This is a genomic window from Pseudoxanthomonas sp. Soil82 (assembly GCF_040446535.1).
Lineage (GTDB): Bacteria > Pseudomonadota > Gammaproteobacteria > Xanthomonadales > Xanthomonadaceae > Pseudoxanthomonas > Pseudoxanthomonas kaohsiungensis.
The window spans coordinates 273899-293068 of record NZ_JBEAAK010000004.1 but is presented as its reverse complement, the minus strand read 5'-3'; the positions used below and the strand labels follow the sequence as shown (position 1 = coordinate 293068).

Annotated in this window: 17 protein-coding genes; 15 read left to right on the top strand and 2 right to left on the bottom strand. The window is 70.7% G+C overall.

All coding sequences use genetic code 11. The features are described from left to right. Positions 1-4: 4 nt before the first annotated feature. The 15 genes from ABKA19_RS12680 (at position 5) to bamA (ending at position 17435) form a co-directional block, all read left to right on the top strand. A complete protein-coding gene (locus ABKA19_RS12680; RefSeq protein WP_353689203.1) occupies positions 5-763 on the top strand; it encodes a fimbrial biogenesis chaperone in 759 nt (252 codons plus the stop codon). After that, positions 714-3161 (top strand): fimbria/pilus outer membrane usher protein, encoded by a 2448-nt coding sequence (locus tag ABKA19_RS12675; protein WP_353689202.1) that lies wholly within the window; start codon positions 714-716, stop codon positions 3159-3161. Before ABKA19_RS12680 ends, ABKA19_RS12675 begins: the two co-directional genes overlap by 50 nt. Then, a complete protein-coding gene (locus tag ABKA19_RS12670; RefSeq protein WP_353689201.1) occupies positions 3158-4144 on the top strand; it encodes a Csu type fimbrial protein in 987 nt (328 codons plus the stop codon). Before ABKA19_RS12675 ends, ABKA19_RS12670 begins: the two co-directional genes overlap by 4 nt. A gap of 180 nt (positions 4145-4324) precedes the next feature. After that, entirely contained in the window at positions 4325-4618 is a 294-nt protein-coding gene (locus ABKA19_RS12665) for a hypothetical protein (RefSeq protein ID WP_353689200.1), read from the top strand. A 62-nt stretch (positions 4619-4680) separates the two neighbouring features. Then, positions 4681-5355: a fimbrial biogenesis chaperone gene (locus tag ABKA19_RS12660; protein WP_353689199.1), complete on the top strand. Its 675-nt coding sequence runs from the start codon at positions 4681-4683 to the stop codon at positions 5353-5355. A 314-nt stretch (positions 5356-5669) separates the two neighbouring features. Continuing rightward, positions 5670-6488, top strand: a complete 819-nt coding sequence (gene rpsB / locus ABKA19_RS12655; RefSeq protein ID WP_162378308.1) for a 30S ribosomal protein S2 — start codon at positions 5670-5672, stop codon at positions 6486-6488. Positions 6489-6650: 162 nt separating this feature from the next. Next, on the top strand, positions 6651-7526 hold the full coding sequence (gene tsf / locus ABKA19_RS12650) for a translation elongation factor Ts (protein ID WP_162378307.1): 876 nt from the start codon (positions 6651-6653) through the stop codon (positions 7524-7526). 164 nt (positions 7527-7690) lie between these two features. After that, positions 7691-9172 (top strand): HDOD domain-containing protein, encoded by a 1482-nt coding sequence (locus tag ABKA19_RS12645; RefSeq protein ID WP_353689198.1) that lies wholly within the window; start codon positions 7691-7693, stop codon positions 9170-9172. A gap of 78 nt (positions 9173-9250) precedes the next feature. Further along, positions 9251-9973, top strand: a complete 723-nt coding sequence (gene pyrH / locus ABKA19_RS12640) for a UMP kinase (RefSeq protein WP_162378305.1) — start codon at positions 9251-9253, stop codon at positions 9971-9973. 99 nt (positions 9974-10072) lie between these two features. Continuing rightward, positions 10073-10630: a ribosome recycling factor gene (gene frr, locus ABKA19_RS12635; RefSeq protein ID WP_162378304.1), complete on the top strand. Its 558-nt coding sequence runs from the start codon at positions 10073-10075 to the stop codon at positions 10628-10630. 16 nt (positions 10631-10646) lie between these two features. Then, positions 10647-11402, top strand: a complete 756-nt coding sequence (gene uppS / locus ABKA19_RS12630) for a polyprenyl diphosphate synthase (RefSeq protein WP_353689197.1) — start codon at positions 10647-10649, stop codon at positions 11400-11402. Then, complete coding sequence (locus tag ABKA19_RS12625) at positions 11399-12271, top strand: phosphatidate cytidylyltransferase (protein ID WP_353689196.1); 873 nt, start codon at positions 11399-11401, stop codon at positions 12269-12271. Before uppS ends, ABKA19_RS12625 begins: the two co-directional genes overlap by 4 nt. 32 nt (positions 12272-12303) lie before the next feature. Further along, the gene (dxr, locus tag ABKA19_RS12620) at positions 12304-13506 is read left to right on the top strand and encodes a 1-deoxy-D-xylulose-5-phosphate reductoisomerase (RefSeq protein WP_353689195.1); all 1203 of its coding nucleotides are present in this window, start codon (positions 12304-12306) and stop codon (positions 13504-13506) included. A 42-nt stretch (positions 13507-13548) separates the two neighbouring features. Beyond that, positions 13549-14907, top strand: a complete 1359-nt coding sequence (gene rseP / locus ABKA19_RS12615) for an RIP metalloprotease RseP (protein WP_353689194.1) — start codon at positions 13549-13551, stop codon at positions 14905-14907. A 71-nt stretch (positions 14908-14978) separates the two neighbouring features. Then, a complete protein-coding gene (gene bamA / locus ABKA19_RS12610; protein WP_162376829.1) occupies positions 14979-17435 on the top strand; it encodes an outer membrane protein assembly factor BamA in 2457 nt (818 codons plus the stop codon). 130 nt (positions 17436-17565) lie between these two features. Here the strand turns inward: bamA and truD are convergent, their stop codons facing one another. After that, positions 17566-18603, bottom strand: a complete 1038-nt coding sequence (gene truD, locus ABKA19_RS12605; protein WP_353689193.1) for a tRNA pseudouridine(13) synthase TruD — start codon at positions 18601-18603, stop codon at positions 17566-17568. Further along, complete coding sequence (gene ispF / locus ABKA19_RS12600; RefSeq protein WP_353689192.1) at positions 18600-19091, bottom strand: 2-C-methyl-D-erythritol 2,4-cyclodiphosphate synthase; 492 nt, start codon at positions 19089-19091, stop codon at positions 18600-18602. Before ispF ends, truD begins: the two co-directional genes overlap by 4 nt. Between the last annotated feature and the right edge of the window lie 79 nt (positions 19092-19170).

Sequence of the window (19170 nt, the reverse complement as noted above, 5' to 3'; positions counted from 1 at the left end):
CTGGATGCTGGTTGCCGCCCTGGCGGCGGCGGGCACGGCCGCACAGGCGGCCGACCTGCAGGTGAACCCGATCATGGTCGAGTTCGCCACCGGCGAGCAGTCGCAGGCCATCTGGCTGACCAACACCGGGACCGAGCCCCTCAAGGCCCAGGTCCGGGTGTCCAGCTGGTCCCAGGCTGATGGCACCGACCGGCTCACGCCCACGCGCGACCTGATCGCCAGCCCGGCGATCCTCGAGGTCGCGGCAGGCGAGCAGCAACTGGTACGGCTGATCCGGCCGCGCACCGAGGCCTCGCAGTCCGAGCTCGCCTATCGCCTGGCGATCGACGAGTTGCCGGCCGACGCGGCGGCGCCGCGCGACCCGGGCCTGCAGTTCCTCCTGCAGTACTCGGTGCCGGTGTTCGTGCTGGCCGAGGGAACCGAGCCGCTGAGTCCATCGCGCCGTACCGCGACGACGCCGGAAGCGGCCGGCGCCCCGGCCGGGTTGTCCGCCAGCCTCGCGTCCCAGGGCGATGCCAGCCTGCTCAGCATCGCCAACCCCGGGCGACAGCGGGTCCGGTTGAGCAACCTGGCGTGGGTCGACGGGACCGGGAAGCGCACCGAGCTGGTGCCGGGTCTTTTCGGCTATGTGCTGGCCGGCCAGCGGATGCAATGGGAAATCCCGCTGTCCCCACAGCTGCGAGCGGGTGGGGGCAGCCTGAAGGTCAGGTTCAATGACGATCCGAACGACCAGACATTGCCGCTGGAAACTCCTGGCAGCTAGCATCGCCGCGGCCTGCGCGCCCGGCGCGCTGGTGGCCGCCCCCGCTCCCAATCCTTCGCCCGCGGGCTATGCGGCCCCGGGCAACCTGGACCTGGTCCAGTCGGGTGAAGCCGATATCGAAGCCTCGGCGGGTTCCCAGGAGCTGTACCTGGAAGTGTCGCTCAACGAGTTCGCGACCGGGCGCCTGGCGCGGTTCGTGATGGTCGACGGGCGCCTGCATGCCAGTGTCGCCACGCTGCGCGAACTCGACCTGCGGTGGCCGGGAAGCGAAAGCGCCGACGGCCTGGTCGCGCTGGACGACATCCCGGGACTGCAATCCCGCTACGACGCCGCCAGCCAGCAGCTCGCGCTGACGGCACCGCTCGAACTGCTGGCCGGGGAGCGCGAGCTCTTCAGCGAGGGCGAGCAGCCGATTCCGCGCATCGACCCGGCTACCCGCGCGCCCGGCCTGCTCCTCAACTACGACCTGTACGCCCAGGGCGACAGCGACTACCGCTCGTTCAGCGGCTGGACGGAGCTGCGCCTGTTCGGCGCCGGGCCTGGCGTCTGGAGCAACAGCATGGTCAGCCGGCTCGACAGCGCCCCGGGACGCGGCGACGAGCACGACATGGTCCGCCTGGATACCTTCTGGCAGCTGGACCTGCAGGACAGCATGGTCTCGGTCGTGGCCGGCGATACCTTCAGCGGCTCCCTGGGCTGGACCCGGACCACGCGCATCGGCGGCGTGCGCGCGTCGACGAATTTCGCGCTGCAGCCGTACCGCGTCACCACGCCCCTGGCGTCCTTCGCCGGCGACGCTGTGCTGCCCTCGACCGTGGACCTCTACATCAACGGTATCCGGCAGTCGAGCCAGCAGGTCCGGCCCGGCCAGTTCCAGATCGACACGATCCCGACGGTCAACGGCGTCGGCCAGGCGCAGATGGTGGTCACCGACATCAACGGCCAGAGCCGGATCGTGAACTTCTCGCTCTACAACACCGGGCAACTCCTGCAGCAAGGATTGACCGACTGGTCCGTCGAGGCCGGCAAGGTGCGACGCGACTACGGCCTGCGCTCGTTCTCCTACGGCGACGACACGATGGGCAGCGCCTCGGTCCGCCACGGCCTGAGCAACCAGGCCACGCTGGAGGCGCACGCCGAGGCCACCAACGGCCTGCAGATGGCGGGCGCCGGCGGCGTCTGGCTGCTCGGCGACCGCGGCGGCGTGCTCGACGCCTCCCTGGCCGGAAGCCGTTACCAGGGCGAATCCGGCCACCAGTACGGCTTGGGCTACCAGTGGAACTCCTCGATATTAAACGTGGGCCTGGCCACGCTGCGGCGCACCGCGGATTTCGCCGACGTCGCCAGCCTCGAGGAGGCGGTGCTGCCGCGGCGCATGGACAGCGGCTTCGCCGGAATCAACTGGGGCGTCGCCCAGATCGGCGCCAGCTACGTGCGCCAGGACATCGTGGGCCAGCCTTCGGCGCGCTACGCCAGCCTGACCTGGTCCCGGCAGTTGCCGCACAACGGCTACCTCAGCCTGAGCGTGAGCCGTGACCTGGAGAACCGCGACGCCGACAGCGCCTTCCTGTACTGGTCGATGCCATTGGACCGCAGCACCTCGCTGTCGGCCTCGGCCCGGCACAGTCGCAGCGCGGACAACCTCAGCGTGGAGGCCAACCGCCAGGTGGACAGCGACCTCGGCGGACTGGGCTGGCGGGTCCAGTCCACCGTCGGCGACCGCCCGGCGGCGCAAGCCCAGCTTTCCGGCCTGGGCAGGTACGGTGCGTGGAATGCCGGCCTCCTGTACCAGCGCGGCGAAGGCGCGATCCCCGACAGCACGACCGGTTTCGCCGGCGCCAGCGGCAGCGTGCTGCTCATGGAGAAGCACCTGTTCGCGATGCGGCGGGTCGATGACGCCTTCGCACTGGTGTCCACGGACGGCGTGGCCGGCGTACCGATCCTGCAGGAAAACCGCCTGGTGGGATTCACCGACGAAGATGGCCTGCTGCTGGTCAACCGCCTCAATGCCTGGCAGAACAACCGCCTCTCGATCGATCCCCTGCAGGCGCCGACCGACGTGCGCCTGGGGCGCACCGACATGCTGGCCGTACCGGCGAGCCGCAGCGGCATGCTGGCCCGGTTCCCGATGCGGCCGACCCTTTCGATCCAGGCCACCGTCACCGACGTCGACGGCCGGCCCATCGCCGCGGGCAGCTCGGTGTGGACCGCCGACGCCGACCCGGCTACGGCACCGGCACTGACCGTCGTCGGTTACGACGGCCTGCTGTACCTGCAGGACCTGACGCCAGGGGCCGGCATCAGGATCCGCCACAATGGCGGCTACTGCGAAGTGGCCCTGCCCGAGCTGGCGAAGCCGACCGGCTTCGTCGAACTGGATGGAGTGGTCTGCCGATGAACCGCAATCCCGATGCCACAGCGACAGGATCCTGCCTGGCCAGCGCCGCCCTGGCGCTGGTCCTGGCCTTGGCCGGCTTCTGGCCGGCGCCGGCGCGGGCCGACAACGAGTGCAACATCGACGGCTCCAACCCGATCGCCTTCGGCACGGTCGGCGCCGGCGGCGCGACCACCACCGGCTCGGTCCGCTTCTACTGCCAGAACGACGGGCCGGCGGTGCGCACCTTCCGTGCGTGCCTGTACATGAATCCGCAGGTGCTACCGGGCGTGGATCCGCGCCGGATGATCCAGTGGTGGCCGCTGGACACCCTGGATTACGACCTGTACGCGGACCCGGCCATGACCCAGCTGATCGGTTCGACCACCAGCGGCCATGCGGTCTACAGCATCACCATGACCACCACCAGCGTCGGCCGGACCTACAGCTCGATGCCGGTCTACGCGCGCATCCCGCCGCAGAGCGTGACCGCCGGCAACTACATCTCGCAGATCAGCACGCAGATGCGCAGCACCTCCAACAGCGGCTCCGCGGCGCCGACCGTCGCCCAATGCGCCACCGCCCCCATCACCGGCACCAACTACACCGAGGTCAGCGCGACCTTCGCCAACACCTGCTACATCAGCACCGCCACCGACATGGACTTCGGTTCGGTGGTCAACCTGGGCGCCTCACGCGACCAGACTTCGACCATCAGCGTGCGCTGCCCGACCGGCAGCAGTTACCGGATCGCGCTCAACTTCGGGGTCAATACCACTGGCGGAGCCGTGCGGCGGATGGCCGGCCCCGGCGGCAACTTCCTGGACTACCAGCTGTACCGCAACTCCGGCCGCAGCCAGGTCTGGGGCAACACCAGCGGCAGCGATGTCAGCGGCACCGGCAACAACACCATCCAGAACTACACCGTGTACGGACGGGTGCCTGCCCAGCCGGTCGGCGCGGCGGGCGCCTACGCCGACACCATCACGGTGACCCTCACCTACTGAGGGCCCCGCCGCCGGGAGTCGTGGACGCGGCGCCTGACCGTGGCGACGCGCCGTTTGCGTGATCCAGAGCACAGATCACGCCGCGCAAACGCCAGCGGGCGAACAATCGGCTCAACTTACCGAGGCATTTGCCGAAAGCGTGGCTGAAGACCGGTCTCCCAGACCGGGGAGGAGCCGCCGATGCACGCCTGCAGAACATTACTGGCCGTGGCAGGCCTGGCCCTGGCGATGGGCGCCGTGCAGGCGTCCAGCCAGCGGTCCACGCTGCGGATATCGCTGACCATCGTCGACCGTTGCGATGTCAGCGGCGCCAGCGCCCGACCGAGCGTCGACTGCTCGGCCGGCGTGCCCTGGACCGTGGCCCCGCCGGGCGCGGCGCCCTCGCTGGTCGCCGATGGAACCTCCGCCCGGCACTACCCCGTTCCACATAGCGGCCCGGTGGACGAGGCCCGGGTCACCACCATCGTCTTCTGATGATGGCGCGGCGCTGGCCCCGGTCCTGGCTGGTCGCGCCGTTGGCGTGGCTGGGCTTCGCCATGTCCGCGGCCTCGGGCGAGCTGCGCCTGGAGCCGGTGTCGCTGGCACTCCAGCCGGACGAACAGGCCACCACGTTCTGGCTCAGCAATACCGGCCGGGAGCCTTTGCAGGCACAGGTGCGCGTGTTCTCCTGGACCCAGGACGATGGCGGCGAAGTGCTGGCGCCGACCCGCGACGTGGCCGTCAGCCCACCCCTGCTGGAAGTGCCTCCGCTCGGCCGGCAGAGGGTGCGGGTCGTGCGCCTGGCGGCCGACCCACCTTTCGCGGAAACCGCCTACCGGCTGGTCGTGGACGAGTTGCCGCAGACCGCCGCTGCGGCGGGGGAGCAGCCGCTCCTGCGTTATTCGATACCTGTCTTCCTGCTGCCCGTCCCCGCCCCCGCGGGCCCTCTGCTGAGCGCGCGGATCGAGGAGGACGCCAGCGGACAGCGCCTGCTGCGCCTGGAGAACAGCGGCGACCGCCATGCCCGGGTCGCCGCCCTGCGCTACATCGGCACCGGCGGGCGCCGCCATGAGCTGGCACCGAGCCTGGCCGGCTATGTCCTGGCCGGCCGGTACAAGCACTGGCCATTGCCCGAAGACGCCGGCCGGCCGCCTTACGGACGCTTCGAGGCCGAGGTGAACGGCCAGGCGCAGGTCCTGGTCCCGGCCGCGGACCTGCTCTCGGGCCGCTGACCGGTTTGCCCGGCACCGCCGCGCCGGCTATACTCCCGCGGCTGTCCTCCGCCCTGCCTCCTGGCCGGGCCGCCCACGCCGGGCGGGACGGCGCCGGCTTCGACCGGCCCAGGCGAATACACACCTGACGCCACCCCCCGTGCCGGGGTGCCCGGGCTGGTTTTCCAGCCGCGGGTTCGGACACGGAAGCGCCAGGGAGGCCCAACCCCGGAATCGTTGGTGCGCGCCCTTCGCAAGGGCCCGCATGTTCCACGCGCGGACCTACCAAGAAAAGCCGCGCCTGCGAAGCGATTCCACCACCAGGAGTTACAGCAATGCCCCAGATCACCATGCGCCAGATGCTCGAAGCAGGCGTCCACTTCGGCCACCAGACCCGTTACTGGAACCCGAAGATGGCCCCGTACATCTTCGGCGCGCGCGGCAAGATCCACATCATCAACCTCGAGAAGACCGTTCCGCTCTTCTCCGACGCGATGAACTTCATCTCGGCCATCGCCCAGAAGCGCGGCACCATCCTGTTCGTCGGCACCAAGCGCAGCGCGCGCGAGGCGATCAAGGAAGAAGCCGAGCGTTGCGGCCAGCCGTACATGACCCAGCGCTGGCTGGGCGGCACCCTGACCAACTTCCGCACCGTCAAGCAGTCGGTGTCGCGCCTGAAGGAGCTGGAAGCGGCCGAGACCGACGGCACCTTCGAGAAGCTGGTCAAGCACGAAGTGCTGGGCCTGCGCCGCGAGCGCGAGAAGCTGGAAGCCTCGCTGGGCGGCATCAAGGAGATGAACCGCCTGCCCGACGCGCTGTTCGTGATCGACATCGGCCATGAAGACATCGCCATCAAGGAAGCCAAGAAGCTCGGCATCCCGGTGATCGCGGTGGTCGACACCAACTACGACCCGGCCCTGGTCGACTACGCCATCCCGGGCAACGACGACGCCATCCGCGCCGTGCAGCTGTACGCACGCGCCGCCGCCGATGCGGTGCTGGAAGGCAAGGCCGCCGCGCCGCACGCGGCCACCGTCACCGAGGGCGACTTCGCCGAAGGCGACGCCGAGAAGGCCCCGCGTCGCGCCCCGGCCAAGAAGGGCGCGCCGCGCAAGGACAAGGCCGAAGGCGGCGAAGCCGCGGTCGCCGAGTGACCCACCCCGGCGGCCGCCACGCGGCCGCCACTCCGCCGGGCGGCCGCACCTGCGCGCCGTCCGCGGCCCGGGCCTGGCGCCCGGTACGCGCCGCAGGCGCTGCCGGCCGCCGGCCCCGCTCCGCGCCGCGGAGCCACATTCATCACATAACGAGGTAAACCCGTGGAAATCACTGCTTCCCTGGTCAAGGAACTGCGCGAGCGCACCGGCGCCGGCATGATGGAGTGCAAGAAGGCGCTGACCGAGAACGGCGGCAACATCGACGCCGCCGGCGAGTGGCTGCGCAAGTCGGGCCTGGCCAAGGCCGACAAGAAGGCCGACCGCGTCACCGCCGAAGGCCGCATCGCCGTGGCCCAGGCCGGCGGCAAGGCCGTGCTGGTCGAGATCAACTCCGAGACCGACTTCGTCGCCAAGGACGCCAACTTCATCGCCTTCACCGACGCCGTCGCCGCGGCGGCGCTGGCTGCCGGCGCCAAGGACATCGAATCGCTCAAGACCGCCAAGCTGCCGTCGGGCGAGACCGTCGAAGAGGCCCGGGCGGCCGCCATCGCCAAGCTGGGCGAGAACATGCAGGTCCGCCGCATCGTCGCCATCGACAGCGCCCACAACGTGGCGGCGTACGTCCACGGCGGCCGGATCGGCGTTCTGGTCGAGGTCAACGGCGGCGACGCCGAGCTGGCACGTGGCATCGCCATGCACGTGGCCGCGATGAACCCGCCGTACAACAAGGCCGCCGACGTGCCGGCCGAGTTCGTGCAGAAGGAGAAGGAGATCGAGCTGGCCAAGATGTCCGAGAAGGACAAGTCCAAGCCGGCCGAGATCCTGGAGAAGATCATCTCCGGCAAGATCAACAAGATCGTCAACGAAGTGACCCTGTACGGCCAGCCGTACGTGCTGGACGGCGACAAGACCGTCGAGCAGGCGGTCAAGGCCGCCGGTGCCGACGTGGTCGGCTACCAGCGGCTGGTGGTCGGCGAAGGCATCGAGAAGGTGGTGGAGGACTACGCCGCCGAAGTGGCCAAGGCGATGCAGGTCTGACCCGAGCCGCGACGTCCAGCCGCCGCAAGCAAGCGAGGAAGGCCGCGGGAATCCCGCGGCCTTCCTGCTTTCCGGCCCGGGCGACGCGCGGCGCCGGCAAAACTGCTGACTGACGCACGCTTTTGCCGGCATACTCCGGCTGATTACCGTCCCGATCGCACCTGATGCACCCCGACCTGGAAGCCCACCTCCTGCATTGCCGCAACCTGCCGTCACCGCCGGCAGTGGCCTTGCGGATCATCGAACTGGCGCAGGATCCGGGGGCGGACCTCAATGCGACGGCGCAGGCCATCGGCGTGGACCCGGCGCTGACCGCGCGGATGCTGCGGGTCGCCAATTCGCCGCTGTACGCGGGCAGGCGCCGGGTCGACAACCTGCCGCAGGCCCTGACCCTGCTCGGATTGAACGCCACCATCAGCCTGGCCCTGGGCTTCTCGCTGGCCCAGGGAATGCGCGGTACAGGCGACGCCCGCGACCAGGAGCGCATCTGGCGGCGCAGCGTGCTGGCCGCGCTGGCCGCGCGCCTGCTGGGCAACCACGCCGGCGTCAAGCGCCTGGAAGACCTGATGCTGGCCGGCCTGCTCCAGGACATCGGCGCGCTGGCCCTGCTCCAGGCCAAGCCGGAGGAGTATCCGGCGCTGCGGGCGCAGGCGGACGGCAACGACGCGCTGCTGTCGCTGGAACGGGCCGCGTTCGGCGCCGACCACGCCGAGGTGGGCGCGTGGCTCGCACGCCACTGGCGCCTGCCCGCGTACCTCGCCGATGCGATCGACGGCAGCGAGTCGGCGCCGGTCGCCGACGACGCTTTCCAGGCCTGCGTGCAGGCCTCCGGCGTCATCGCCGACCTCTGGCTGGCCGAAGGCGACGTCGACGCGCTGCGCGAACGCGCGCTCGCGCTGGTATCGGCCTGCGCCGCCGACGGCACCCGGCTCGACGACCTCCTGGTACGGATCGCCACCGCGCTGCCGGAAATCAGCGCGATGTTCGACGTCCACATCGCCCATCCCGGCCACCTGGCCGCGATCGCCGACCATGCCAAGGAGCTGCTGATCCTGCGCAATTTGCGCGAGATCCAGGATGCCGCGCGCGCGCGCAGCGAGGCCCAGGCATCGGAAGCGCAGGTGCGCCAGCTGACCGAGCAGTCGCGGCGAGACCCGCTCACCGGCGTCTACAACCGGCTGCAGATGGAGGAGGTGCTCGAACGCGAGTTCGCCACCGCCGTCGCCCTGCAGCAACCGCTGTCGATCGCGTTCATCGACCTGGACGACTTCAAGCACATCAACGACCGCCACGGCCACCTGGTCGGCGACCGGGTCCTGCACCAGTTCGCGCAGACCCTGCAGCGCATGCTGCGCAGCACCGACCTGGTCGCGCGCTACGGGGGCGAGGAATTCCTGGTCGTGCTGAGCCATTCCAACGAGGCCTCCGCGTCGCGGGTGCTGCAGCGCATCCTCGAGGAAACCTCGCGGATGCCCATGGCGGAGGTCGACGGCAAGCCGCTCTACGTGACCTTCTCCGCCGGGCTGGCCACGCACGGCACCGGTCGCCAGTTCGCCGATGCGCGCAGCCTGCTGGCGGCCGCCGACGATGCGCTCTACGGCGCCAAGCGCGAAGGCCGCAACCGGGTCAGCCAGCACGGGCAGTGAACGGCCGCGCACGAAGCGAGCCGCACCCCGGGCCTTTCCGCTAGAATTCCCGCGCCCCCACCCGCCCCCGAGACCGCCATGTCCGAGCTCGCCTACCGCCGTGTCCTGCTGAAGCTGTCGGGGGAGGCGTTGATGGGGGCGGAGGACTACGGCATCGATCCGGTCGTGATCGGCCGCATCGCCCGCGAGATCATGGAAGTACGCGAGGCCGGCGCCGAGATCGGCCTGGTGATCGGCGGCGGCAACATTTTCCGCGGTGCCGGCCTGGCCGCCTCGGGCATGGACCGGGTGACCGGCGACCAGATGGGCATGCTGGCCACGGTGATCAATGCGCTGGCCATGCAGGACGCGCTGGAGAAGCTCGGCGGCAAGGTCCGGGTCATGAGCGCGCTGAAGATCAACGACGTGTGCGAGGACTACATCCGCCGCCGCGCCGTGCGCCACCTGGAGAAAGGCCGCATCGGCATCTTCGCCGCCGGCACCGGCAACCCGTTCTTCACCACCGACTCGGCCGCCGCCCTGCGGGCGATCGAGATCAACGCCGACCTGCTGCTCAAGGCGACCAAGGTCGACGGCGTCTACGACCGCGACCCGAAGAAGCACTCCGATGCGGTCCGCTTCGAGGAGCTGGACCACGACGAAGTCATCGCCCGCGACCTGCAGGTGATGGACACCGCCGCCTTCGCCCTGTGCCGCGACCACGGGATCCCGCTGCGGGTCTACGACATCTCGGTGCCCGGCAACCTGATGCGGATCCTGCGCGGCGAACGCGTCGGCACCCTGGTCCGTTCGCGCCGCTGAGCCGCGGCGTCGGCGGACCGCGGGCGGTCGCCGCCCGCGCCGCGCCGCGGGCGATCCCCGTATAATCGGCCGATTAACGCGAACGGACGGAATACGGCGATGATCAACCAGATCAAACAAGACGCGCAGGCCCGCATGACGAAGAGCATCGACGCCCTTCGCCACAACCTGGTCAAGGTCCGCACCGGCCGCGCCTCCACCGGACTGGTCGACACCATCCGCGTCAGCGCCTACGGCAGCGAAGTGCCTTTGTCCCAGGTCGCGGCGGTGTCGGTCTCCGACGCGCGCTCGCTGGTGATCACCCCGTGGGACAAGGGCATGGTCGGCGCGGTCGAGAAGGCGATCCTGGCCTCGGACCTGGGCCTGACCCCGAACACCGCCGGCACCACCATCCGCCTGAACCTGCCGGCGCTGACCGAGGAACGCCGCCGCGAGCTCACCAAGGTCGTGCACGCCGAGGGCGAGGACACCAAGGTCGCCATCCGCAACATCCGCCGCGACGCCAACCAGCACGTCAAGGACCTGCTCAAGGAAAAGCAGGTCACCGAGGACGAGGTGCGCAAGGCCGAGGACGACATCCAGAAGATCACCGACAAGGCGATCAAGGACGTCGACGAGGTGGTCAAGGCCAAGGAACAGGAACTGATGGCGGTCTGAGCGGTCTGCTCACGGCATGACTGCCTCTCCCGCCACCGCCGGCGCGCCCGTCCCCCGCCACCTGGCGGTGATCATGGACGGCAACGGCCGCTGGGCCCAGCGCCGGCGCCGCCCGCGCGCGATCGGCCACCGCGCCGGTGCGCGCGCGGTCAACCGGGTGATCGATTTCTGCCTGGAGCGCGGCATCGGCGCGCTGACCCTGTTCGCCTTCTCCAGCGAGAACTGGGGCCGGCCGGAAGAGGAAGTCGGCGCGCTGATGAAGCTGTTCCTCAACGCGCTGGAGCGCGAGGTCGACGAACTGGACCGGCGCGGCGTGCGGGTGCGCTTCATCGGCGAGCGCGGTCCGTTCGCCGAGCCGATCCGCGCGCGGATGGCCGCCGCCGAGGCACAGACGCTGCGCAACGACCGCCTGCACCTGGCCATCGCCGCCAGTTACGGCGGACGCCAGGACATCGCCGCCGCCGCGCGGGCGCTGGCCGTCGAGGTGGCCGCCGGCCGGCTGCGCCCGGAACAGGTCGACGAGGCGGCCGTGGGGGCGCGCATGGCCCTGGCCGACCTGCCGCCCCCGGACCTGTTCATCCGCACCGGTGGCGACCACCGGGTCAGCAACTTCCTTCTCTGGCAGCTGGCCTACACCGAACTGTGGTTCACCGAGACCCTGTGGCCGGACGTGGATGCCGGCGTGCTGCAGCAGGCCTTGGACGACTATGCCGGGCGCGAACGCCGCTTCGGACTGACCAGCGCCCAGATTGGCGCGGAGACGACTCCATGACCCGCACCCGGGTGATCGCCGCGCTGGTCATGGCGCCCGCCGCGATCGCGGCGATCCTGCTGCTCCCCACCCCCTGGCTGGCGGCGCTGGCCGCGCTGGTGATGCTCGCCGGGCTGTGGGAGTGGCTGCGGCTGGCCGGGATCGACGACAGCCTGCCGCGGACGGTGCTGGTGGGCCTCAACCTGCTGCTGATGGTGCTGCTGGTGTGGGCCTCGCGCGGCGATGACGGGTTCTCGCCGGCGCTGTTCCAGATCGTCACCCTCGCCGGCGCCCTGGCCTGGCTGCTGGCCTTGCTGTGGCTGTGGCGGCCGGGCTTCACCGCTGGCGACCGTCCCTGGACCCGGGCCTTCAAGCTGGCCGCCGGCACGGTCGCAGTGGTGCCGGCCTGGTGCGCGCTGTGCCTCGTCCACTCCGGCGGCTTCACCGAGCTGGCGCCTGCCGCGGCCGCCATCGATGCCAGCGGCCACCGCTGGCTGCTGGCCGCCCTGGCCCTGGTGTGGGCGGCGGACTCGGGCGCCTATTTCGCCGGTCGCCGCTTCGGCCGCCACAAGCTCGCCCCGACCATCAGCCCGAACAAGACCATCGAAGGCGCCATCGGCGGCCTGGTCGCCGGCGTCGCCGTGGCGCTGGCGTTCGGCGCCTTCGCCGGCGCGACCGTGGCGCAGCTGCCCGCACTGGCCCTGGTGGCGGTGGCGACGGTGCTGGCCTCGATCGTGGGCGACCTGGTCGAGAGCCTGCTCAAGCGCCAGGCCGGGGCGAAAGACTCGGGGACCCTGATCCCGGGCCACGGCGGCGTCCTCGACCGCATCGACGGCGTGCTGGCAGCCCTGCCCGTGTTCGCGATCGGCAAGGAGATGCTCGGCTTCTGAAGCCGGCCACCGCCATGCCGCCCGTCGCCGACATGACACCCGCCGCAGGCCTCCGCCAGGTCGCCGTCCTCGGCGCCACCGGCTCGATCGGCGCCTCGGCGCTGGACGTGATCGCGCGTCATCCGCAGCGCATGCGTGCCAGCGTGCTGGCCGCCGGAAGCAACACCGGGGCGCTGCTGGCGCTGTGCGCTGCCCACCGGCCGGACCATGCGGTGATCGCCGATCCGGCCGGGCTCGCGCCGCTGCGCGACGGCCTGCGCGCGGCCGGCCTGGCGACCCGGGCCCACGCCGGCGACGAGGCGCTCGAGGCACTGGTGGCCGGACCCGCCTGCGACACCGTCGTGGCCGCGATCGTCGGTGCGGCGGGGTTGGGTTCGACCCTGGCCGCCGCGCGCGCCGGCAAGCGCCTGCTGCTGGCCAACAAGGAGTCGCTGGTGCTGGCCGGCGAACTGGTGATCACCGCCGCGCGCGCGTCCGGCGCGGAAATCGTGCCGATCGACAGCGAACACAGCGCCGTGTTCCAGTGCCTGCGTTCGTGCCGGGCCGAGGGCGTGCGCCGGCTGGTGCTGACCGCCTCCGGCGGCCCCTTCCGCGGCTGGGACAGCGCGCGCCTGGCCACGGTGACCCCGGCACAGGCGGTGGCGCATCCGAAGTGGTCGATGGGGCCGAAGATCTCGGTCGATTCGGCCACCCTGATGAACAAGGGCCTGGAAGTGATCGAGGCCCACCACCTGTTCGGCCTGGCGGGCGACCGCATCGACGTGCTCGTGCATCCGCAGAGCCTGGTCCATGCCCTGGTCGAGTACGTCGACGGCTCCACCCTGGCCCAGCTCGGCCTGCCTGACATGCGCACCGCACTGGCGGTGGGCCTGGGCTGGCCCGAGCGCATCGACTCGGGCGTGGCCGGCCTGGACCTGCTGGCCCAGGGCAGGCTCGAATTCGAAGCCCCGGACCTGGCGGCCTTCCCCTGCCTGCGCCTGGCCCGCGAGGCGCTGGTCGCCGGCGGAACCGCGCCGGCGGTGCTCAACGCGGCCAACGAGGAGGCGGTTTCAGCCTTTCTTCAGGGCCGGATCGGTTTCCTAGGCATCCCCGCGCTGGTCGAGGACACCCTCGCCGCATTGCCCGCGGCGCCAGCCGGTTCGCTCGAAGCGCTGCTGGCCGCCGATGCGGAAGCGCGCCGCTTCGCCCGCCAGCACCTGCCCCCCATACCCTCCGCCGGGATCCGCACCGCATGAGCGCCACCCCGTCACCCGGCGTGCCACGCCAGAACCGCGCCCATGGGTGATTTCATCGGCTCCATCTGGTGGCTCGTGGTCAGCCTGGGCGTGCTGGTCACCTTCCACGAATACGGCCACTACTGGGTCGCGCGCCGCTGCGGCGTGGACGTGCTGCGCTTCTCGGTGGGTTTCGGCAAGCCGCTGTGGTCGCGCCACAACCGCGCCGGGACCGAATTCGCCATCGCCGCCATCCCGCTCGGCGGCTACGTGAAGATGCTCGACGAGCGCGAGGGCGAGGTTCCGGTCGACCGCCAGGCGCATGCGTTCAACCGCCAGGGCGTATGGCGCCGGATCGCGATCGTCGCCGCCGGACCGGCCGCCAACCTGCTGCTGTGCGTGGCCCTGCTCTGGGTGATGTTCATGGTCGGCCGGCAGGACTACGCCCCGGTCGTGGGCCAGGCCACCGGCATCGCCGCCCAGGCGGGATTCCAGCCCGGCGACCGCCTGGTCGAAGTGGATGGCCGCGGGGTCGGCACCTGGACCGAGGCCGCCATGGCCATGGCCACGCCCGCGCTGGACCGCCGCGACATCGACGTCACCGTGGAAAGCGCCACCGGCGACACCCTCGTCCGGACGCTGCGCCTGTCGCAGCTGCCGGCGGACCTGGACGAACGGCGGATCCCGGAGCAGACCGGCTTCACCTGGCGTTTCCTGCTCGCCCCGGCCCGGATCGACGCGGTCCGCGAGGACGGTGCCGCGGCGGGGGTGCTGCAGCCCGGCGACCTGCTCATGGCCGTCGACGGCGTCCGGGTGGACTCGGCCGGCGAGGTCTCGCCCCAGGTGCAGGCGCTGGGCCGCCGGGGCGGCCCGGGGATGGTCGAGGTCGAGCGCGACGGCGACCGGCTGGCGCTGGAGCTGCAGCCCCGGGCCAGCACCGACCCGGCGCGCGCCGGCCAGTGGGAGCTGGGCATCGTCCTGGCCGCGCCGCAGGCCCCGGCCTACGACGCCGTGCAGCGCTACGGCCCGCTGGCCGCCCTGCCCGCGGCGCTGCGCGAGACCGGCCGGCTGGCGTCCGATTCGGTCGGCATGATGCGGCGGATGCTGACCGGGCAGGCCTCGGTGCAGAACCTGTCCGGGCCGGTCACCATCGCCCGCGCCGCCAACGCCTCGGCCAAGCGCGGCGCCGACTGGTTCCTGTATTTCCTCGCCCTGCTCTCGCTGAGCCTGGCGATCATCAACCTGCTGCCGATCCCGATCTTGGACGGCGGTCACCTGCTGTATTACCTTATCGAGTTGGTCAAAGGCAGCCCATTGAGCGAACGCGCGATGGCGGCCGGGCAGTACGTCGGCCTGGCCTTGCTGGCCGGACTGATGGGACTGGCCTTCTACAACGACATTCTGGGCCTGTTGCCGCGATGACCGACCGCCAGACCGGCTCCCGCCCCCACCCGCGGCTCCTGCCCGACCCCCTGTTTTCCACCGGATGTGACATGACGCGATACCCCGTGCGCCGCCTGCTCGCCCTCGCCCTCGCCTCGACCCTGTCCCTGCCGGCGATGGCGCAGTCGGTCGAGCCGTTCACCGTGAGCGACATCCGCATCGACGGCCTGCAGCGGATCGCGGCCGGCACCGTGTTCACCTACCTGCCGGTGGAACGGGGCGAGACGATGGACCAGGCCGCCGCCGGCGAGACCATCCGCGCGCTCTACCGCACCGGCTTCTTCGAGGACGTCGCGGTGGACCGCCAGGGCGACATCCTGGTGATCACGGTCAAGGAACGCCCGGCGATCAACAAGCTGACCCTGACCGGCAACAAGGACATCAAGACCGAGGACCTGACCAAGGGCCTGCAGGACATCGGCCTGGCCGAGGGCGAGACCTTCGACCGGCTGGCCCTGGACCGGGTGACCCAGGAACTGACCCGCCAGTACAACAACCGCGGCAAGTACAACGTCCAGATCACCCCCACGGTCTCGCCGCTGGACCGCAACCGCGTCGACGTCACCATCGACGTCAAGGAAGGCAAGGCGGCCAAGATCCGCCACGTCAACGTGATCGGCACCGACTCCTTCTCGAACGAGGACATCCTGGCCAACTGGGAGTCGCGCGAGAGCGGCTGGCTGTCCTGGTACCGGCGCGACGACCAGTACTCGCGCGAGAAGCTCTCCGGCGACATGGAAAAGCTCAACTCCTGGTACCTGGACCGCGGCTACATCGACTTCAGCATCGATTCCACCCAGGTCTCGATCAGCCCCGAAAAGCGCGACATGTACCTCACCGCCAGCGTCACCGAGGGCGAGGTCTACACCATTTCCGAGATCAAGGTCACCGGCGATACGGTCCTGCCGCAGGACCAGATCGAGCGCCTGGTGATCCCCAAGGCCGGCGACACCTTCTCGCGCGTGCTGCTCGAGCTGTCGGCCGACTCCATCACCAACACCCTGTCCAACATCGGCTACGCGTTCGCGCGGGTGAACCCGGTGCCGACCACCAACCGCGAGGACCGCACCGTCGCGATCAACCTGCAGGTGGTGCCCGGCCCGCGCGTCAACGTGCGCCGGATCGTGTTCAAGGGCAACACCCGCACCTCCGACGAGGTGATCCGCCGGGAGATGCGCCAGTTCGAGAATGCCTGGTACTCGCAGGCGGCGATCGACCGCTCCAAGATCCGCCTGCAGCGGCTGGGCTACTTCGAGACCGTCGAGGTCGAGACCCCGGCCGTGGCCGGCACCAGCGACCAGGTCGACGTGGTGTTCAACGTCAAGGAAACCACCTCCGGCAGCTTCGTGTTCGGCCTGGGCTACTCGCAGCTGGCCGGCATGACCGCCTCGATCCAGCTGTCCCAGAACAATTTCCTCGGCGGCGGCAACCGGGTGTCGGTGGAGGCGCAGCGCAGCGACTACATGCAGCGCTACGCGTTCTCCTACCTCAACCCGTTCTTCACCGACGAGGGCCTGTCGCTGGGCTACAACCTGTGGTGGCGCGAGCTGGACTACTCGGACTTCAACACCGCCCAGTACAACAGCACCAACGCCGCGGCGCAGGCGGTGCTGGGCCTGCCGATCACCGAACACAGCTCCATCTCGCTGCTGGGCGGCATCGACAGCAACCAGATCCAGACCTATCCGGGCAGCACGCCGCAGTCGATCATCGACTACGTCAACGCGGTCGGCCAGCGCACCTTCCACGCCTGGCGCACCGAGCTGGGCTGGGCGCGCGACACCCGCAACGACTTCTTCATGCCGACCCGCGGCATGTACCAGCGGATCGGCCTGGAAACCACGCTGCCGGGTTCGACCGTCGAGTACTTCAAGATCAACTACGAGTTCTCCCGGTACTGGATGCTGCATCCGGCGTTCGTGCTGCGCACGGGCCTGGACCTGGGCTACGGCGACAGCTACGGCGACGACACCGTGCGCAACCTCTGCTGGACCCCGGGCTCCTACGTGGACAGCGATGGCGACGGGCAGATCGACACCTACGTGCCGGGTCCGGCGCCCAGCGAGCCCTGCCTGCCGAGCTCGCCGGACTACGACAAGACGGTGGTCGCCACCGGGCTGCCGTTCTTCGAGAACTTCTACGCCGGCGGCACGCGCTCGGTGCGCGGTTTCCGCGACAACACCCTGGGCCCGCGCTCGGAGCCGACCGGCGGCTACTCGCGCGGCCAGCCGCTGGGTGGTTCGCTGAAGACCGTCGGCCAGATCGAGATGGTCTTCCCGCGCCTGTTCGACAGCAAGGCGGCGCGCGTGTCGGCGTTCGTCGACTTCGGCAACGTGTACGACGGCTGGGACAACTTCGACGCCAACGAGCTGCGCGCGTCGGCCGGCGTGGCCCTGCTGTGGCGCGCGCCCGTCGGCCCGATCTCGATCAGCTACGCCTACCCGTTCAAGAAGAAGGACGGCGACGAGATCGAACGCCTGCAGTTCACCTTCGGCGGCGGCTTCTGACCGGACCGCCAGCGACCACGAAACCCGGACGGCCCCGCAAGGGGCCGTTCTTTTTTCCGTAGAGCGGGGCTTGCCCGGCTGCCCGCGCACGGCGAAACGACGCCCCCGACGAAGCGGGGCAAGCCCCGCTCTACGGCGCCGCGTCGGCGATGTCGCCCAGCTGCGCCAGCACCGCGGTGGCATAGCTGCCCGGCGGCAGCGAGAACGCCAGCCGCAGGCTGGCCGGATCCGTCCACTCCCACGCCAGCCCGTCGGCACGCACGCGCAGCGCACGGCGCTCCTGCTCCAGCCCCCCCCGTTCCAGCCCGTCGCGCAATGCGAGCGACTCGGCGTCGGCCAGCGCGGCGAGTTCCAGCTCGCGGCACGGCCCCTCGCTGCGCAGATCGCCGCGTCCCCACAGCGGTCCGCTGGGATGGATGTCGAAACCGGCCAGCCGCTCGGCCAGCGCATCGCTCCACGGTTCCGGCCCGAATACGCTGCGGCTGCCGGCCAGCATCCATACCTCGCCATCCATGCCCCGCTCCCAACTGCCATCGGCCACGCGCGCGTCCAGCACGCGGTTGAACAGCACCGAACGCGCCGCCGACAGCAGCAACGACCGCTGCTCGCGCCCGACCCGGCGCCCGGCGAACATCGACAGCGCCTTGTTGACGTTGCCGCCCCCATGGCCGAAGCGCTGCTCGCCGAACGCGTTGGGAACGCCATGGGCGGCGACCTGCGCCAGGCGCTCCTCGATCGCGGCGCGGTCGCCGGCCACGTCCCGAAGCACCAGCTCGAACCGGTTGCCTGCCAGCGCGCCGCGCGGGAGCTTGCGGCGGTGCCGCTCCTGCGCCAGCACGCGCAGGCCGTCGCGCTCCAGGGAGGCGACATCGGGCGCCTCGCGCCCGGGCAGTTGCACGCTGAAGCGCTGCCGGGTGACCGCGTGGCGGTCCTTGAGCCCGGCATAGCCGACCGCGTGCTCGGCCACGCCTGCCCAGTGGGCGATCTCGCGCGCGACGAAGGCGGTGTTCATGCCGCGCTTTTCGATGGTCAGCAGCAGGTGCTCGCCCTCGCCGCTGGCCTCGAACCCGTCCAGTTCCTCGACCCGGAAATCCTCGGCCTGCGCGCGGATGCGCGCCGCCAGCACCGGCGCGCCGAACGCGCCGCGCAGCGCGACCGGTTCGTTCACGACTTCACCAGCAGTGCGACCGCCTGGGCGGCGATGCCCTCGCCGCGGCCGGTGAAGCCCAGCTTCTCGCTGGTGGTGGCCTTGACGCTCACCGCGTCGATGCCCACCCCACAGGCCTGCGCGATGCGCTGGCGCATGGCCGCCGCATGCGGCCCGACCTTGGGACGCTCGCAGACCACGGTGATGTCGGCATTGCCCAGCGTCCAGCCGCGGTCGCCGGCCAGCGCCACGCAGTGGCGCAGCAGCTCCACGCTGTCGGCGCCGCGCCAGCGTTCGTCGCTGGGCGGGAAATGCACGCCGATGTCGCCCAGCGCCAGCGCGCCAAGGATCGCGTCGCACAGCGCGTGCAAGGCCACGTCGCCGTCGCTGTGCGCAACGACGCCGCTATCGTGCGGCACGCGCACGCCGCCGAGCATGACGTGGTCGCCGTCGCCGAAGACATGCACGTCGTAGCCCTGGCCGATGCGGAAGGGAGGAAGGTCTGCCATGGAAATCCTTGGGCAAGCGGTGGCCGTGGCGCTATTGTAGGAGCCGATCCTCATCGGCGACGCGACGTCCGTCGACACA

Bases quoted from the DNA above. Each gene is read 5' to 3' on its own strand.
- ABKA19_RS12680 (WP_353689203.1), top strand. From the start codon at position 5: ATGCTGGTTGCCGCCCTGGCGGCGGCGGGCACGGCCGCACAGGCGGCC.
- ABKA19_RS12675 (WP_353689202.1), top strand. From the start codon at position 714: ATGACGATCCGAACGACCAGACATTGCCGCTGGAAACTCCTGGCAGCT.
- ABKA19_RS12670 (WP_353689201.1), top strand. From the start codon at position 3,158: ATGAACCGCAATCCCGATGCCACAGCGACAGGATCCTGCCTGGCCAGC.
- ABKA19_RS12665 (WP_353689200.1), top strand. From the start codon at position 4,325: ATGCACGCCTGCAGAACATTACTGGCCGTGGCAGGCCTGGCCCTGGCG.
- ABKA19_RS12660 (WP_353689199.1), top strand. From the start codon at position 4,681: ATGTCCGCGGCCTCGGGCGAGCTGCGCCTGGAGCCGGTGTCGCTGGCA.
- rpsB (WP_162378308.1), top strand. From the start codon at position 5,670: ATGCCCCAGATCACCATGCGCCAGATGCTCGAAGCAGGCGTCCACTTC.
- ABKA19_RS12645 (WP_353689198.1), top strand. From the start codon at position 7,691: ATGCACCCCGACCTGGAAGCCCACCTCCTGCATTGCCGCAACCTGCCG.
- pyrH (WP_162378305.1), top strand. From the start codon at position 9,251: ATGTCCGAGCTCGCCTACCGCCGTGTCCTGCTGAAGCTGTCGGGGGAG.
- frr (WP_162378304.1), top strand. From the start codon at position 10,073: ATGATCAACCAGATCAAACAAGACGCGCAGGCCCGCATGACGAAGAGC.
- uppS (WP_353689197.1), top strand. From the start codon at position 10,647: ATGACTGCCTCTCCCGCCACCGCCGGCGCGCCCGTCCCCCGCCACCTG.
- ABKA19_RS12625 (WP_353689196.1), top strand. From the start codon at position 11,399: ATGACCCGCACCCGGGTGATCGCCGCGCTGGTCATGGCGCCCGCCGCG.
- dxr (WP_353689195.1), top strand. From the start codon at position 12,304: ATGACACCCGCCGCAGGCCTCCGCCAGGTCGCCGTCCTCGGCGCCACC.
- rseP (WP_353689194.1), top strand. From the start codon at position 13,549: ATGGGTGATTTCATCGGCTCCATCTGGTGGCTCGTGGTCAGCCTGGGC.
- bamA (WP_162376829.1), top strand. From the start codon at position 14,979: ATGACGCGATACCCCGTGCGCCGCCTGCTCGCCCTCGCCCTCGCCTCG.
- ispF (WP_353689192.1), bottom strand. From the start codon at position 19,091: ATGGCAGACCTTCCTCCCTTCCGCATCGGCCAGGGCTACGACGTGCAT.